We start from the raw sequence: 15,027 nt of genomic DNA, 5'->3' as shown, positions 1-15,027 counted from the left end.
TGGAGTTCCGCTTCTGGGTTTTCCGCAGAGTATCGGACGGCTTGTCCGCTCGCCATAGGCCATTGGCGCAAGTCCTCAGGCCGAATTCATCCCCAGTTCTTTGCGTTGCAGGCGGATAAGGGCCGGCATTGCTGCGTTTTCGGGCTTTCCCTGTTCTGCGCCGCTGGCTAGCGTCCGGACTTGGCTGTCGGGGTAGCCTTGCCGATTCTCAAGGGGTGATTCATGTTGGAAGAATTCAAGAAATTCGCCCTGAAGGGCAATGTCGTCGACCTCGCCATCGGCGTCATCATCGGCGCCGCGTTCAGCCGGATCGTCGACTCGCTCGTCTCCGATATCATCATGCCGTTTATCGGCGCGGTCGGCAGTGTCGACTTCTCGAACTATTTCTTCGGCCTCAACAGCGCCGTCACCTCGCCGATTCTTTCGGAGGCGAAGAAGCAGGGCGCGGTCCTCGCCTATGGCAACTTCGTCACAGCGGCGATCAACTTCCTGATCATCGCCTTCGTGCTCTTCATCGTCGTCAAGGGCATCAACAGGCTGCAGAAGCAGCAGCCGGCGAAGGAGGAGGCTCCCGCGGCCAAGGCCGAGGATGTCGTCCTGCTCGGCGAGATCCGCGACCTGCTTAAGCAGAAGCAGGCCTGATCTTTCTCCCTCTGCGGCCGTGAATCATCACGGCCGCCGATTGACCTGATCTCGCGATTTCATGCCTCGCCGCGCCGTGATCGGCTAAAGGTGGGGCACTGAATTTCGCGAGGCCGAACCCCATGAACAGTGCCATCCTGCCGGGCAGCACCCTGCTTGCCGAGCTTCGTCCGGAAGCCCGGAACGCGCCGGAAAGCGGGATCGTCGAGGTGGTCAATCACGGCCGCCTCAAGCAGGGCCTGATCCCGCTCTGGGTCGGCGAGGGCGACCTCTCGACACCCGCCTTCATCGCCGACGCGGCAGCACGCTCGCTCGCGGCAGGCGAGACCTTCTACACCTGGCAGCGCGGCATTCCCGAATTGCGCGAGGCGCTCGCCCGCTATCACCAGCGCCTCTATGGCCGTCCGTTCTCGCCGGAGAGCTTCTACGTCACCGGCTCGGGCATGCAGTCGGTCCAGATCGCGGTGCGGATGATCGCCGGCCCCGGCGACGAGATCCTGATCCCGACCCCGGCCTGGCCGAATTTCGGCGCGGCGGTCTCGATCAGCGGCGCGAGCACCGTCTGCGTGCCGATGGACTACAAGCACGGCCAGTTCACCCTCGATCTCGACCGGCTCGCCGCCGCGATCACGCCGCGCACCCGCGGCATCCTGGTGAACTCGCCGTCGAACCCCACGGGCTGGACCGCGACCAGGGCTGAGCAGGAGGCGCTGCTCGCGCTCTCGCGCAAGCGCGGCATCTGGATTGTCGCCGACGAGATCTACGGCCGCTTCATCTATGACGGTTCGGAGCGCGCGCCCTCCTTCCACGACATCATGGAGGCCGAGGACCGCGTCATCTTCGTCCAGACCTTCTCGAAGAACTGGGCGATGACCGGCTGGCGCATCGGCTGGATCGAGGTGCCGCTCGCCTTCGGGCAGGTCGTCGAGAACCTGATCCAGTATTCGACCTCCGGCTCGCCGGTCTTCGTTCAGCGCGGCGCCATCGCCGCTCTCGACGAGGGGGAGGGCTTCGTCGCCGAGCAGATCGCACGCGCGGCCGAAGGGCGCCGCATCGTGTTCGAGGGCCTGAAGGCGACGAACCGCGTCACGCTCTCGGCGCCGGTCGGGGCGTTCTACCAGTTCTTCTCGGTCGATGGCCGCGAGGATTCGCGCAAGCTCGCGCTCGATCTGGTCGACAGCGCCAATGTCGGCCTCGCGCCCGGCACCGCCTTCGGCCCCGGCGGCGAGACGGGCCTTCGGCTCTGCTTCGCCCGCAAGTCCTCGGATCTGGTCGAGGCCGTCGCGCGCCTGCAGAAGGCCCTGGCCGCAGGCTGAGGCCAAGGCGGGCGGCGCAACGCCGCCTTGCATCTGGTGGGGAGCGGGTCGGTTGACCCGCTGCCGGAGCATCGCCATGAACGCCCGGCGCCGCCTGTTCCCGGCGCGGCGGGAACGCGATGAAACCGTTCGGCTACCCCACGAACCGGCTGGTCATCCTCTGGCGGGAAATCCTGGTCATCGCGCTGGCGACCGTCGGTGGCGGGGCTTTCGCCTTGCTCGGCATGCCGGCGGCCTGGCTCTCCGGCTCGATGCTGATCAGCGCGGCGGTCGCCCTGGTGCGCCCGCTGCCGAACCTGCGCCGGCCCTGGTTCGACGCGACCATGGTGCTCTCCGGCGCGATCCTCGGCTCGGCGGTGACACCGGAGGCGCTCGCGGCCGCGGCGCGTTATCCCGCCTCCCTCGTCCTGCTCCTCGTCGGCGCCACGGCGATCATGCTCGCGACCGGCGCCTATCTGCGCCATGTCGCGCGCTGGCCCTGGATCGATGCCCTGCTGGCTTCCGCGCCCGGCGCCTTGTCGACCGTGCTCGCCGTGGCCCAGGAGAAGGGCGCCAATATCGGCCGCATCTCGGTGGTCCAATTGTTCCGCCTGCTCGTGCTGGTCGCGCTGCTGCCGAGCGTGATGCAATTGAGCGGGGCGGCTGCCGGCATGCCGGTTCCCGATATCAAGGCCGTCGATGCCGGCACCATGTTCGGCGTCGCCATGGCGGGGCTGGCACTTGGACTTTTCTTCGAGCGGATCGGCCTCTCCGCTCCGCTGATGTTTGGCGCAACCTTCGCCAGTGCGGCCCTGCATGGCAGCGGGCTCGTCGAGGGCTCGCTGCCGATGCCGATCCAGATCGCCGTTCAGGTCCTGCTCGCCACCACCATGGGCGGACGCATCGCCCATATCCCGCGCGACGAGCTGAAGGGCCTGTTCCCGCTCGCCATCGGCGGCTTCGCGGTCTCGATCGGTGTCGCCTTCCTGTTCGCCTGGCCGGCCGCCTGGCTTGCTGGGGTGTCCTATGCCAGCGGCATGGCAGCCTTCGCGCCCGGCGGCCTGGAAGCGATGGCGATGCTCGCCTTCGCGATGGGGCTCGATACGCTCTATGTCGGCGCGCACCACCTCGTGCGCTTCGTCGCGATCGGGCTGGCGATGCCGCTGGTGCTCAGCCGCGTGAAGAACGCGCCGCCGCGCTGATCGCCTGAACGCGGCCTTCAGACCGGCCGCGCCGCTCCGTTCGTGTGTGTCATCACCGCGTAGAGCGAGGTCGTGCCGCAGATGAACAGGCGGTTGAGCTTCGGCCCGCCCCAGCAGACATTCGCGACGATCTCCGGGATATGGACCTTGCCGATCAGCGTGCCATCGGGGTGGTAGATGTGGACGCCGTCGGCCGCGCTGGTCCAGATGCGTCCCTCGATATCGAGGCGGAAACCGTCGAACAGCCCAGCCGTGCAGGTAGCGAAGACCTTCGATTCGCCCAGCGCGATGCCGTCCCTTCCCATCCTGAAGCTGCGGATATGCCGCGGCCCGTTCTCTGGATCATGGCTGCCGCCGGTATCGGCGATGTAGAGGATGCTCTCGTCCGGCGAGAAGGCGAGGCCGTTGGGCTTGACGAAATCATCGGCGACGATGGCGATCTCGCCGGTCTGGCCATCGATCCGATAGACATGGCAGGCACCGATCTCGCCTTGGGACTTGTCGCCCTCATAGTCGCTGAGGATGCCGTAATCCGGGTCGGTGAACCAGATCGAGCCGTCCGATTTCACCACGGCATCGTTCGGCGAGTTCAATCGCCTGCCGCCGAAATGGCTGGCGAGCACCGTGACCGAGCCGTCATGCTCGGTGCGCGTCACCTGCCGTCCGCCATGCTCGCAGGTGACGAGCCGGCCCTCCGCATCGACCGTGTTGCCGTTGGAATTGCGTGCCGGCTGGCGGAAGGTGCCGACCTGGCCGCTCAGCGCGTCGTAGCGCAGCATGCGGTCATTCGGGATATCCGACCAGACGAGCGTGTTATGGGCCGGGAACCAGGCCGGCCCCTCCGACCAGCGCGCGCCCGTCCAGAGCCGTTCGACCCGGGCGGAGCCCGGAACGACGCGATGGAAGCGCGGATCGAGGACCGTAACCCCCGTGCCTTCGAGCTGGCCGAACATGTCATTCCTCCCTGAGCCTTTGCCGAAGCATCGCCAATCCGGGTGAGGTCCGGCAATGGTCTAGAGCGCAAGCCCCGCATCCCAATAGGGCGTGGCGCCATAGAGCTCGCCGAGATAGTCGACGAAGGCGCGCACTTTCTGCTCCATATGCCGGCGGCTCGGATAGACCGCATAGACCGCGACGCGCGAGCCGACCGCATAGGCTGGCAGGACGCGCTGCAGCGCGCCCGACTTCAGCTCCGGCCCGACATCCCAGGTGGAGCGCAGCGCGATGCCGACGCCGCCGAGCAGGGCCTCGCGCACGACCTCGCTAGAATTGGTGCGGAGTGGACCGTTGACCCGCACCGAGACCGGCCCTTCCGGCCCGTCGAGCCGCCAATGGTCGGCATTGTGTGCGATCAGGGTATGGCGCGACAGCTCGGCGATATCGGCCGGCGTTCCATGCTCCGCCAGATAGCCCGGCGTCGCGCAAAGCACCCGGTGATTGCGGGCGAGACGCTTGGCGACGAGGCTGGAATCCTGCAGGTCCGCGATGCGGATCGCGAGATCGAAACCCTCGCCGACGACGTCGACGAAAGCATCGCTCAGCACGAGCTCCACCGTCACCAGCGGATTGGCGTCGAGGAAGCGCTTGAGATGCGGCGCGACATGCATTCGGCCGAAAGACGTCGGCGCCGAAACCCTGAGCGTGCCGCGCACCTGCCCGGCGCCGCTCGACACCCAGGACTCGGCCTCCTCGATCGAGGACAGGATCGAGACGACGCGCTCGTAGAAGCCCTGTCCGGCCTCGGTGAGGGCAAGCTGCCGCGTCGTGCGCTGGAGCAGGCGCACGCCGAGACGCTCCTCCAGCCGGCGGATGCGCTTCGAGATCACGGCCGGCGACAGGTTGAGCTGCCGGCCGGCCGCCGACATGCTCTTGGTCGTCACCACATGTGCGAACACGTCGAGATCGCCGAACCGGTCCATCGCCACGCCACCTTTTCCAATCTGGAAATAATGGCTGGCTTTGGCCGCACTGCAAGTGCCATTGAATTGATCTAATCTGCCGCGCACACAGAATGCATCTGTAGCGCGTTGCGAGTCGTGGAGAGCGGAGGGGAGAGATGAGCGCGATAGCCTTTCCGGTGCCGGATGCCGGCATCCTCGCCCGCCGCGAATCGATCATCGCGGGCCTTGCGCGCCTCGTTCCGCCGCAGGCGCTGATCACCAGCGATGACGAGCGCCGCCCCTACGAGACCGATGCGCTGACGGCCTATCGTCGCATGCCGCTCGCCGTCGTCCTGCCCTCGACGACGCAGGAGGTTGCTGCCGTCCTGCGCTATTGCCGGGAGGAGGGCGTGCCCGTGGTGCCGCGCGGCTCCGGCACCTCGCTCGCCGGTGGCGCGATTCCGCAGGAGGACGCGGTCGTCATTGGCGTCTCCAAGATGAACCGCATCCTCGAGATCGACTATGCCAACCGCGTCGCGCGGGTCGAGGCCGGCGTGACCAATCTTGCGGTCACCGGCGCGGTCTCGGCCGAGGGCTTTTTCTACGCGCCCGATCCGTCCTCGCAACTCGCCTGCTCGATCGGCGGCAATATCGGCATGAACTCGGGCGGGGCGCATTGCCTGAAATACGGCGTCACTACCAACAACGTGCTCGGCGTGACCATGGTCATGCTCGATGGCTCGGTCGTTGAGATCGGTGGCAGCCACCTCGATTCACCGGGCTACGACCTGCTCGGCCTCATCAACGGCTCGGAAGGCCAGCTCGGCATCGTCACAGAGGCGACGGTGCGCATCCTGCGCACGGCCGAGGGCGCGCGGCCCGTGCTGTTCGGCTTCCCGACCAGCGAGCAGGCGGGCGCGGCGGTCGCCGCGATCATCGGCGCCGGTATCATTCCGGTCGCGATGGAATTCATGGACAAGCCGGCGATCGAGATCTGCGAGGCCTTCGCCAAGGCCGGTTACCCGATGGATGTCGAGGCGCTCCTGATTATCGAGGTCGAAGGCTCGGACGACGAGATGGACGCCCAGCTCGCCCGTATCGTCGCCATCGCCAGGGAGCACGGCGTCTCGACGGTCAAGGAATCGAAATCGGCGATGGAGGCGGCCGCGATCTGGAAGGGCCGTAAATCCGCCTTCGGCGCCACCGGCCGCATCGCCGACTATATCTGCATGGACGGCACGATCCCGACCGGGCAATTGCCCTACGTGCTCCGGCGCATGGACGAGATCGTGAAGGGCTATGGCCTGCGCGTCGCCAATGTCTTCCACGCCGGCGACGGCAATCTCCATCCGCTGATCCTCTACAACTGCAACGATCCGGTCGAGGCGCAGAAGGCGGAGGATGCCGGCATGGATATCCTCAAGCTCTGCGTCGAGGTCGGCGGTTGCCTCACCGGCGAGCACGGCGTCGGCATCGAGAAGCGCGACCTGATGACCTTCCAGTTCAATCCCGAGGACCTTGCTCAGCAAATGCGGGTGAGAGCGGTGTTCGACGAGCGCTGGCTGCTCAATCCGGCAAAGGTCTTCCCGCTGGAAGGCAGGGTGGCGGCGTAGCTTTGTCATTCCGGGGCTCGCGCAGCGAGAACCCGGAACCCACGACCGGGTGAGAGGGATGCCGTATTTTGTCTATCTCCTCGCCCGAAAGAAGGACGGTACGCTCTATCTGGGTATCACCAATGATCTTGCGAGGCGCGTTCAAGAACACAAGGTGAAGCAGAGTATCGGTTTTACCTCTCGATACGACGTTGATCGACTTGTCTGGTACGAAGAATTCGAATGGGTCCACGAAGCCATCGATCGGGAGAAGGCACTGAAGAAATGGCGCCGCGCCTGGAAGATCAAATTGATCGAGGACATCAATCCCGAATGGACGGATCTCTATGACGGGCTGGCTTGAACGGGCTCACCCGGTCGTGGGTTCCGGGTTCTTCGCTGCGCGAAGCCCCGGAATGACAAAGGGCGACGCATGATCGTCCACATTCCCACTACCGAGGCGCAGGCCTGCGCGGTCGTGAAATCGGTCATCGACAGCGCCGTGCCGCTCACCTTGCGCGGCGGCGGTACGCGCGTCGGGCTCGGCCGCCCTGCCCAGGCGGCGAGCACGCTTTCCTGCGCCGGTCTCACCGGCATCACGCTCTACGAGCCGGCCGAGATGGTTATCGCCGCCCGCGCCGGCACCCCGCTCGCGCTCGTGCAGGAAACGCTCGCCGAGCGGGGCCAGATGCTGCCCTTCGAGCCGATGGACCATCGCGCGCTCTATGGCAGCGAGGGGGAGCCGACGATTGGCGCGGTCGCTGCCTGCAACATCTCCGGCCCGCGCCGGATCAATGCCGGCGCCGCCCGCGATTCCCTGATCGGGGTCAGGCTGGTCAATGGCCGCGGCGAGATGATCAAGTCCGGCGGGCGGGTGATGAAGAACGTCACCGGGCTCGATCTCGTGAAGCTGCTCAGCGGCAGCCACGGCACGCTCGGCTTCCTCACCGAAGTCACCTTCCGCGTGCTGCCGCGGCCGGAACGCGTCGCGACGCTGCAATGGCGCGGTCTCTCCGACAAAGTGGGAGTTGCGCTGCTGGCGAAAGCGTTGGGCTCGCCTTTCGAGCCGATGGCGGCGGCGCATCTTCCTGCCCGGATCGCTGGCGAGGAGGCGCTGACCCTGCTGCGTCTGGAGAATTTTTCGGACTCGATCGATTACCGTGCCGGTGAACTCGCGCTGCTGCTCGACGACTATGGCGCGCCCGATCGGCTGGAAGGAACGGCCTCGACCGAACTCTGGGCCGATATCCGCGATGCGGCCTTCTTCGCCGGGAGCGATGACGCGGTCTGGCGGCTTTCGCTCGCCCCGACCAACGGCCCGAGGGCCGTCGCGGCGATCGCGCGGATGATCCCGGCCGCGCGCTGCTTCTACGACTGGGGCGGCGGACTGGTCTGGCTCGCGGTTCCCGCCTATGGCGATGCCGGCGCCGCCGCGATCCGCGCCGCGCTGAAGCCGCTCGGCGGCCATGCGACGCTGGTGCGGGCGTCGGACGCGATCCGCGCCGCCGTCGATGTGTTCCAGCCGCTGGCCGAGCCGCTGATGCGGGTGACGGCCGGTATCAAGAAGAGCTTCGATCCCGCCGGTATCTTCGAGCCCGGCCGGATCTATGCGGGGATCTGATGACGCTCGCCGATAGCCTTGCCGCTGAAACCCGCACCAGCTGGGCGCCCAATCGGCTCAGCCCCGTCGCGCTCGCGCTGGCCGCCGCGCTGCTGATCGCCGGCGTCGCCGCCATCCTGCTCTGGATGGGGCGCGAGCCGATCTGTAAATGCGGGACGATCAAGTTCTGGCAGGGCACGGTGATGTCCTCCGAGAACTCCCAGCACATCGCCGACTGGTACACCTTCTCGCACATCATCCACGGCTTCCTGTTCTACGGCCTGTTCTGGCTGATCCGCCGCATCACCGGCCTGCCGATCTCCTTCGGCCTCGCGCTCCTGCTCTCGATCCTGCTCGAAGGCGCCTGGGAGATCGCCGAGAACACCAATGCCGTGATCAATCACTATCGCTCGGCGACGATCTCGCTCGACTATTACGGCGACAGCGTCCTGAACTCGGTCAGCGACATTCTCTCGATGGTGCTGGGCTTCTTCTTCGCCCGTTTCGCGCCGGTCTGGCTGACGGTGACCAGCGCGTTGGCGATGGAGCTGATCGTCGGCTGGCTCATCCGCGACAACCTCACCCTCAACGTCATCATGCTGCTTTGGCCGATGGACTGGATCAAAGCCTGGCAGGGTGGAGCCTGACGCGCCATGCAGACGAACTTCACCCCCGAGCGCCTCGCCTCCGACCCGCGCATGCCGGCCTCGGAGAAGATCCTGCGCACCTGCGTGCATTGCGGCTTCTGCACCGCGACCTGCCCGACCTATCTGCTGCTCGGCGACGAACTCGATTCCCCGCGCGGGCGCATCTACCTGATCAAGGACATGCTGGAGAACGGCAAGCCCGCCACCGAAGAGGTGGTCAAGCATGTCGACCGCTGCCTTTCCTGCCTCTCCTGCATGTCGACCTGCCCCTCCGGCGTGCATTACATGCACCTCGTCGACCACGCCCGCGCCCATATCGAGGAGACCTATACGCGCTCGTGGCATGACCGGTTGCTGCGCAAGGTTCTGGCGGCGATCCTGCCCTATCCCGGCCGCTTCCGGGCCGCGATGCTGATGGCGCTGGCGGCCAAGCCGCTCGCTCCGGTGCTGGGCGTGATCCCGGTCGTCGGCTCGCGCCTGAAGGCGATGCTGGCTCTGGCGCCGGCGCGCCTGCCGACACGCTCCGCCATGGAAGGTCCGCAAAGCTTCCCGCCGCCGGCCGAGCGCAAGCGCCGCGTCGCCCTGCTTTCCGGCTGCGCCCAGCCGGTGCTCGATCCCGCGATCAACGAGGCGACGATCCGCCTGCTCAACCGCCACGGCGTCGAGGTCGTGCTGCCGAAGGGGGAGGGCTGCTGCGGCGCGCTCGTCCACCATATGGGGCAGGAACACGATGCGCTCGCCTTCGCCCGCACCAATATCGACGCCTGGAAGGCGGAGATCGACGGCGAGGGGCTCGACGCGATCCTGATCACCGCCTCCGGCTGCGGCACGACGATCAAGGATTACGGCTTCATGTTCCGCAACGAGCCTGATTATGCCGAGAAGGCGGCGCAGGTCTCCGCGCTGGCGAAGGACGTCACCGAGTTTCTGGAGACGCTGGAGCTCGCTCCCATCCGCGATGTCGCGATGCCGATCGCCTATCACTCGGCCTGCTCGATGCAGCACGGCCAGCAGCTCAAGGACGGCCCGAAGCGCCTGTTGTCGGGCGCCGGCTTCAAGGTCAAGGAGGTGCCGGAGGGCCATATCTGCTGTGGCTCGGCCGGCGTCTACAACATCCTCCAGCCCGAGATCGCGGGGAAGCTGCGCGAGCGCAAGGTCGGCAATATCGAGCGCACCAAGCCGATGCTGGTCGCGACCGGCAATATCGGCTGCATGACGCAGCTCGCGAAAGGCTTTGCCGACAAGGGCTCCACGACCCCGGTTGTGCATACCGCTGAGCTGCTGGACTGGGCGACAGGCGGGCCATTGCCGGAGAAGTTGGCGCGGGCCGGAATCGAGGATCGGCCGTTGCGGGCGCACGCGCTGGCGGCCGAGTAGCGTCCTTCTCCCCTTGGGGGGAGAAGGTGCCGGCAGGCGGATGAGGGCGGCTCGGCGCCTGCATTCCCTCATCCGTCAGCGCTTCGCGCTGCCACCTTCTCCCCCAAGGGGAGAAGGGAACAAGCTTGCCCCTCGGGCCCGTACCGTCTAACCCGCGAATAAGTAATTGCTTACTTATTCGAGTTGCGAGCCCCCATGTCCGCCGACAAGATCGCCCCTGCAAAGCTGAAGGCCCGCCAGCCGCGCGGCTTCGTCGATCGTGGCCCGGCCGATGTCGCCGCCACCGAGCGCATGCTCTCCGTCATCCGCGAGAGCTTCTCGGTCTATGGCTTCGATCCGGTCGAGACGCCCTTCGTCGAGTATACCGACGCGCTCGGCAAGTTCCTGCCGGATCAGGACCGGCCGAACGAGGGCGTCTTCTCCTTCCAGGACGATGACGAGCAGTGGCTCTCGCTGCGCTACGACCTGACGGCGCCGCTCGCCCGCTATGTCGCCGAGAATTTCGACGCGCTGCCGAAGCCCTATCGCAGCTATCGCGTCGGCTATGTCTTCCGCAACGAGAAGCCGGGCCCGGGCCGCTTCCGCCAGTTCATGCAGTTCGACGCCGATATCGTCGGCTCCGGCACTGTCGCGGGCGATGCCGAGATCTGCATGCTCGCCGCTGACACGATGGAGAAGCTCGGCATCAAGCGCGGCGACTATGTGGTGAAGGTCAACAACCGCAAGGTGTTGGATGGCGTGATGGATGCGGCCGGCATCGACCCCGCCGCGCGCCTCACCGTGCTCCGGGCGATCGACAAGGCTGACAAATTCCCGCTGGAAGAGGTCCGCAAGCTTCTCGGTGAAGGCCGCAAGGACGAGAGCGGCGACTTCACCAAGGGGGCGGGCCTCTCCGACGCGCAGTCGGACCGCATCCTGCGCTATCTCGAACTCGGTCAGAAGCTTGCCGAGCTGGGCAAGACGAACGCTCAGGACAGCGAAGGTTCGGCCAAGCTCTCGGCAGCGGCGCTCATCGATCTGCGCGGCCTCGTCGAAGGCGCCGAGAATGGTCAGGCCGGCATCGCCGAGCTGGAGCAGATCCGCGAACTGATCACGGCGGCGGGCTATCTCGGACGCATCATTATCGACCCCTCGATCGTCCGTGGCCTCGAATATTATACCGGCCCGGTCTACGAGGTGGAATTGACCTTCCCGGTCACCAATGACGACGGGCAGGTGGTGCGCTTCGGCTCCGTCGCTGGCGGCGGGCGCTATGACGGTCTCGTCGGCCGCTTCCGGCCCGAGCCCGTGCCGGCGACCGGTTTCTCGATCGGCGTCTCCCGGCTGTTCTCGGCGCTGAAGGCGGTGAAGTCACCGATCGTCGACAGCCGCAACGAACTCCCGCTCGTCGTCGTCACCGCGATGGACAACAAGTCGCCGGAATTCATGCCGGGCTATCAGGCGATGGTCTCGGCGCTGCGTCAGGCCAAGGACGCCGAGGGCAAGCCGCTGCTGCGCGCCGATCTCTATCTCGGCGCCTCCGGCTTCAACGCCCAGATGAAATATGCCGATCGCCGCGGCGCGATCTGCGCGATCATTCAGGGCTCCTCCGAGCGCGAGGCCGGCACGGTCGTGATCAAGGACCTGATCCTTGGCGCCGAGCTCGCCGCCGCCAGCCGCGACGTCAAGGATTCCGCCGAGCATAAGGCCAAGCAGGCCGAGGCCCAGTTCGCCGTGCCGGTCGCCGAACTGGTCGAGGGCGTGAAGCGGGTGCTGGCGCGACATTTCTGAACCCTTCTCCCCTCGGGGGAGAAGGTGTCTGCGAAGCAGACGGATGAGGGCCGTCTAGGCGATCGCGTGCCTTCCCTCATCCGTCAGCGCTTCGCGCTGCCACCTTCTCCCCCGAGGGGAGAAGGAAAGAGCCGGTAGCAGATTCCGCGACCTATCGAATCCCGTTCACCCATTTCCCTCAAATCCCTCGAAAATGCGTCGCATCGCTGCTAGGACGGCGCTCGCAACAGGACAGGACCAGCCGTGCCCGCAAGCCGCGCCAGCATCGAGACCGTGATCGCGCTCTTCGCCGGCGAGGGCTATGAGCATGCCGAGCCGGCGATCCTCCAGCCGGCCGATGTCTTTCTCGATCTCTCCGGCGAGGATATCCGCCGCCGCATCTTCATGACGCAGGATGCCGACGGCCGCGACTGGTGCCTGCGCCCCGAATACACCATCCCCGTCGCCCTCGATCATATCGCCTCGGGCCGGACGGAGCCTGCGGCCTATGCCTATGCCGGGCCGGTCTTCCGCATGCGTTCCGGCGAGCCCGGCGAGTTCCTCCAGGCTGGCCTTGAATCCTTCGGCCGCGACGATTTCACCGCGGCCGATGCCGAGATCATGGCGCTGACCATCGAGGCGACGGCCATGCTCGGCCTCGCCGAGCCGCGCATCGTCATGGGCGATGTCGCCGTGCTTGGTGCGCTGCTCGATGGGCTCGCGGTTCCGCAGGGCGCTCGTCGCCGGCTGGTCCGCGCCGTCGTGCAGGGCAAGGGCACGGATGCCGTCGACGCGCTCGATCCCCCGGCCGCCGAGGGCGATGCCGCTCATGCCGGCCTGCTCAAGGCGCTCGATGGACAGGACCCCAAGGCCGCCCGTGCCTTCGTCGAGGATGTGCTCTCGATCGCCGGCATCTCGACCGTTGGCGGGCGCTCCGCCGCCGATATCGCCGAGCGCTTCCTGGCGCGCGCCGCCGAGCGGGAGAACCCGGTCAATGGCGACGTCAAGGCGCTGCTGGCGCAGGTGCTCGCCGTCTCCGGCGATCCCGATGCGGCCTCGGCCTCGCTGCGCGGCCTCGCCGATCAGGCCTCGCTCGATATCGGCCGGCAGCTCGACGCCTTCGACGAGCGCACCGGCTTCCTCGCCGCGCGCGGCGTCGATATCGGCGCCATCCGCTTCTCGGCCGGCTTCGCCCGCAATCTCGACTACTACACCGGCTTCATCTTCGAGCTTCACGACACGGCCCGCGGCGACGGCAAGCCCGTGGCCGGTGGCGGCCGCTACGACAACGTCCTCGGCCGTCTCGGCGCGAGCCGGCCGCTTCCCGCCGTCGGCGCCTCGCTCTGGCTCGACCGGCTGACGGGAGACGCCGCATGAGCCAGCTGCCGGATAACGACGCGCCGCTCGTCCTCGCTGTGCCCTCCAAGGGCCGCCTGCAGGAGAACGCCACCGCCTTCTTCGGCCGCGCCGGCCTGAAATTCGTCAAGTCGCGCGGCGAGCGCGACTATCGCGGCTCCATTGCCGGGGTGGACGGGGCGGAGGTCGCCTTCCTCTCGGCTTCCGAGATCGTCGCGCAGCTCTCGTCCGGCGCCGCCCATATCGGCATCACCGGCGAGGACCTCGTTCGCGAGCAGCTCTCGGATGCCGATGCGGCGGTCGAGATGCTGACGCCGCTCGGCTTCGGCCATGCCAATGTCGTCGTCGCCGTGCCGCAGGCCTGGATCGACGTGCGCAACATGGCCGATCTCGACGATGTCGCCTCCGCCATGCGGGCGCGCCACGGCAAGAAGCTGCGCGTCGCCACCAAATACGTGAACCTGACCCGGCGCTTCTTCGCGCAGCACGGCCTTGCCGACTATCGCATCGTCGAAAGCCTCGGCGCGACCGAGGGCGCGCCGGCTGCCGGCACGGCCGAGATCGTCGTGGACATCACCACGACCGGCGCGACGCTCTCCGCCAACGCGCTGAAGGTGCTCGACGATGGCGTGATGCTGGCCTCCGAGGCCAATCTCGTCGCTTCGATGCAGGCGCCCTGGGGCGAGCGGGCGAAGGCCGCGGCCAAGACCATCCTCTCGCGGATCGCGGCGGAGGAGGAGGGGCGCACGCTGCGCGAGGTCCGCGCCCGGCTCGATCTCGCTCCCGACGCGCTGGCGGCGCTGGAGGAGCGCTTCGGCGCCCGTTTGCCGTTCGGTGCGCCGGCCAGCGGCACGCCGCTGACCCTGCATTGCCCCGACAAGGCGGTCTTCGCACTGGTCGAGCATCTCGATGGGCTCGGCGCCGATGATATCACCGTCAGCGCCCCGACCTATGTCTTCCGCCGCGCGAACCGCCTGCTGGAGCGGCTGAACGCCCGCATCTGATGCTGCGCGGCAGCATCGGAATGACGGGATCGCCCACGGTTCAGCCTTGATCCCGAACCAATTGGCCTCTAGGCGTGTTAACCGGTTTGGCGGCACGTCGCGCTGCCGTGCGAGTGAATGCAGGTAAGACGATCATGATCCGACGCCTTGGCCTTGCGGCCGTTCTTGCGGCGCTTGCCGCGCCGATGCTGATGCCGGTCGAGGCGATGGCGCAGCGCCGCGGGCAGTTGCCCTCGCGCGAGGAGTTGGGCGGCGGCATCACGCCGATTCCGATCCCGCAGCAGGAAAAGACCTTCCCTCTCGGCGCGAGTTGGAGCCTCGTGGCGATGAACGGCAAGCCGGTCCAGGAGCGCCGCGCGACGCTGATCGTCGACCAGAACCTGCGCGGCACGGGCTTCGGCGGCTGCAACACCTTCTCGGCTTCCGCCTACCCCCTGCGTCAGCAGAGCTTCGCGGTCGGCCCGATCGCCGTAACCCGCCGCAGCTGCGACAAGGGCACGCTCGATTTCGAGCGGGCTTTCCTGATGGCGCTGCGCTCGGCCCAGAAATGGGATCTGGTCAGCGGTCGCCTCGTCCTGAAGGGCGGGGCCGGTGAATTGACCCTCAGCCGCTCGCTCTGAGGCTGTCGTCCCGCTCGTCGGGCAAGGCTTTCGGCACAATCGACGGATACGAAAAAGGGTCGC

14 protein-coding genes are annotated in these 15,027 nt (G+C 67.0%); 12 read left to right on the top strand and 2 right to left on the bottom strand.

The features are described from left to right. Positions 1 to 222 precede the first annotated feature (222 nt). The 3 genes from mscL to WFK61_RS00690 all read left to right on the top strand — a co-directional run bounded on the left by mscL (position 223) and on the right by WFK61_RS00690 (position 3,139). Positions 223 to 642 (top strand): large conductance mechanosensitive channel protein MscL, encoded by a 420-nt coding sequence (mscL, locus tag WFK61_RS00700; RefSeq protein WP_336809624.1) that lies wholly within the window; start codon positions 223 to 225, stop codon positions 640 to 642. Positions 643 to 764: 122 nt separating this feature from the next. Continuing rightward, positions 765 to 1,958 carry a pyridoxal phosphate-dependent aminotransferase gene (locus WFK61_RS00695; RefSeq protein ID WP_336809623.1) on the top strand — a complete coding sequence of 398 codons (1,194 nt, stop codon included), beginning with the start codon at positions 765 to 767 and terminating at the stop codon, positions 1,956 to 1,958. 119 nt (positions 1,959 to 2,077) lie between these two features. Further along, positions 2,078 to 3,139: an AbrB family transcriptional regulator gene (locus tag WFK61_RS00690; protein WP_336809622.1), complete on the top strand. Its 1,062-nt coding sequence runs from the start codon at positions 2,078 to 2,080 to the stop codon at positions 3,137 to 3,139. A 17-nt stretch (positions 3,140 to 3,156) separates the two neighbouring features. On the opposite strand, the gene WFK61_RS00685 is transcribed toward WFK61_RS00690, so the two are convergent. Both WFK61_RS00685 and WFK61_RS00680 read right to left on the bottom strand, forming a co-directional pair. Further along, positions 3,157 to 4,092 (bottom strand): SMP-30/gluconolactonase/LRE family protein, encoded by a 936-nt coding sequence (locus WFK61_RS00685; protein WP_336809621.1) that lies wholly within the window; start codon positions 4,090 to 4,092, stop codon positions 3,157 to 3,159. 60 nt (positions 4,093 to 4,152) lie between these two features. Continuing rightward, entirely contained in the window at positions 4,153 to 5,058 is a 906-nt protein-coding gene (locus WFK61_RS00680; protein WP_336810083.1) for a LysR family transcriptional regulator, read from the bottom strand. Between the two features lie 137 nt (positions 5,059 to 5,195). Between WFK61_RS00680 and WFK61_RS00675 the strand changes: the two genes are divergently transcribed. The 9 genes from WFK61_RS00675 (at position 5,196) to WFK61_RS00635 (ending at position 14,964) form a co-directional block, all read left to right on the top strand. After that, positions 5,196 to 6,632, top strand: coding sequence for an FAD-binding oxidoreductase (locus WFK61_RS00675; protein ID WP_336809620.1), 1,437 nt, complete (start codon positions 5,196 to 5,198; stop codon positions 6,630 to 6,632). Between the two features lie 58 nt (positions 6,633 to 6,690). After that, positions 6,691 to 6,975, top strand: a complete 285-nt coding sequence (locus WFK61_RS00670; RefSeq protein WP_336809619.1) for a GIY-YIG nuclease family protein — start codon at positions 6,691 to 6,693, stop codon at positions 6,973 to 6,975. A gap of 69 nt (positions 6,976 to 7,044) precedes the next feature. Beyond that, positions 7,045 to 8,232 (top strand): FAD-binding protein, encoded by a 1,188-nt coding sequence (locus WFK61_RS00665; protein ID WP_336809618.1) that lies wholly within the window; start codon positions 7,045 to 7,047, stop codon positions 8,230 to 8,232. After that, on the top strand, positions 8,232 to 8,858 hold the full coding sequence (locus WFK61_RS00660) for a DUF2585 domain-containing protein (protein ID WP_336809617.1): 627 nt from the start codon (positions 8,232 to 8,234) through the stop codon (positions 8,856 to 8,858). Before WFK61_RS00665 ends, WFK61_RS00660 begins: the two co-directional genes overlap by 1 nt. A 6-nt stretch (positions 8,859 to 8,864) precedes the next feature. Then, positions 8,865 to 10,235, top strand: a complete 1,371-nt coding sequence (gene glcF / locus WFK61_RS00655) for a glycolate oxidase subunit GlcF (RefSeq protein WP_336809616.1) — start codon at positions 8,865 to 8,867, stop codon at positions 10,233 to 10,235. Between the two features lie 195 nt (positions 10,236 to 10,430). Next, on the top strand, positions 10,431 to 12,005 hold the full coding sequence (gene hisS / locus WFK61_RS00650; RefSeq protein WP_336809615.1) for a histidine--tRNA ligase: 1,575 nt from the start codon (positions 10,431 to 10,433) through the stop codon (positions 12,003 to 12,005). Between the two features lie 243 nt (positions 12,006 to 12,248). After that, positions 12,249 to 13,361, top strand: coding sequence for an ATP phosphoribosyltransferase regulatory subunit (locus WFK61_RS00645; protein ID WP_336809614.1), 1,113 nt, complete (start codon positions 12,249 to 12,251; stop codon positions 13,359 to 13,361). Then, positions 13,358 to 14,344 carry an ATP phosphoribosyltransferase gene (gene hisG / locus WFK61_RS00640; RefSeq protein WP_336809613.1) on the top strand — a complete coding sequence of 329 codons (987 nt, stop codon included), beginning with the start codon at positions 13,358 to 13,360 and terminating at the stop codon, positions 14,342 to 14,344. The genes WFK61_RS00645 and hisG overlap by 4 nt, the downstream gene beginning before the upstream one ends. Positions 14,345 to 14,478: 134 nt before the next feature. Then, positions 14,479 to 14,964 (top strand): META domain-containing protein, encoded by a 486-nt coding sequence (locus tag WFK61_RS00635; protein WP_336809612.1) that lies wholly within the window; start codon positions 14,479 to 14,481, stop codon positions 14,962 to 14,964. Positions 14,965 to 15,027 lie beyond the last annotated feature (63 nt).

This window comes from Allobosea sp. MMO-172 (genome assembly GCF_037147855.1).
In the GTDB taxonomy this organism is placed as follows: domain Bacteria; phylum Pseudomonadota; class Alphaproteobacteria; order Rhizobiales; family Beijerinckiaceae; genus Allobosea.
The sequence above is the reverse complement of the archived record's forward strand: the minus strand, read 5'-3'. Positions and strand labels throughout refer to the sequence as shown.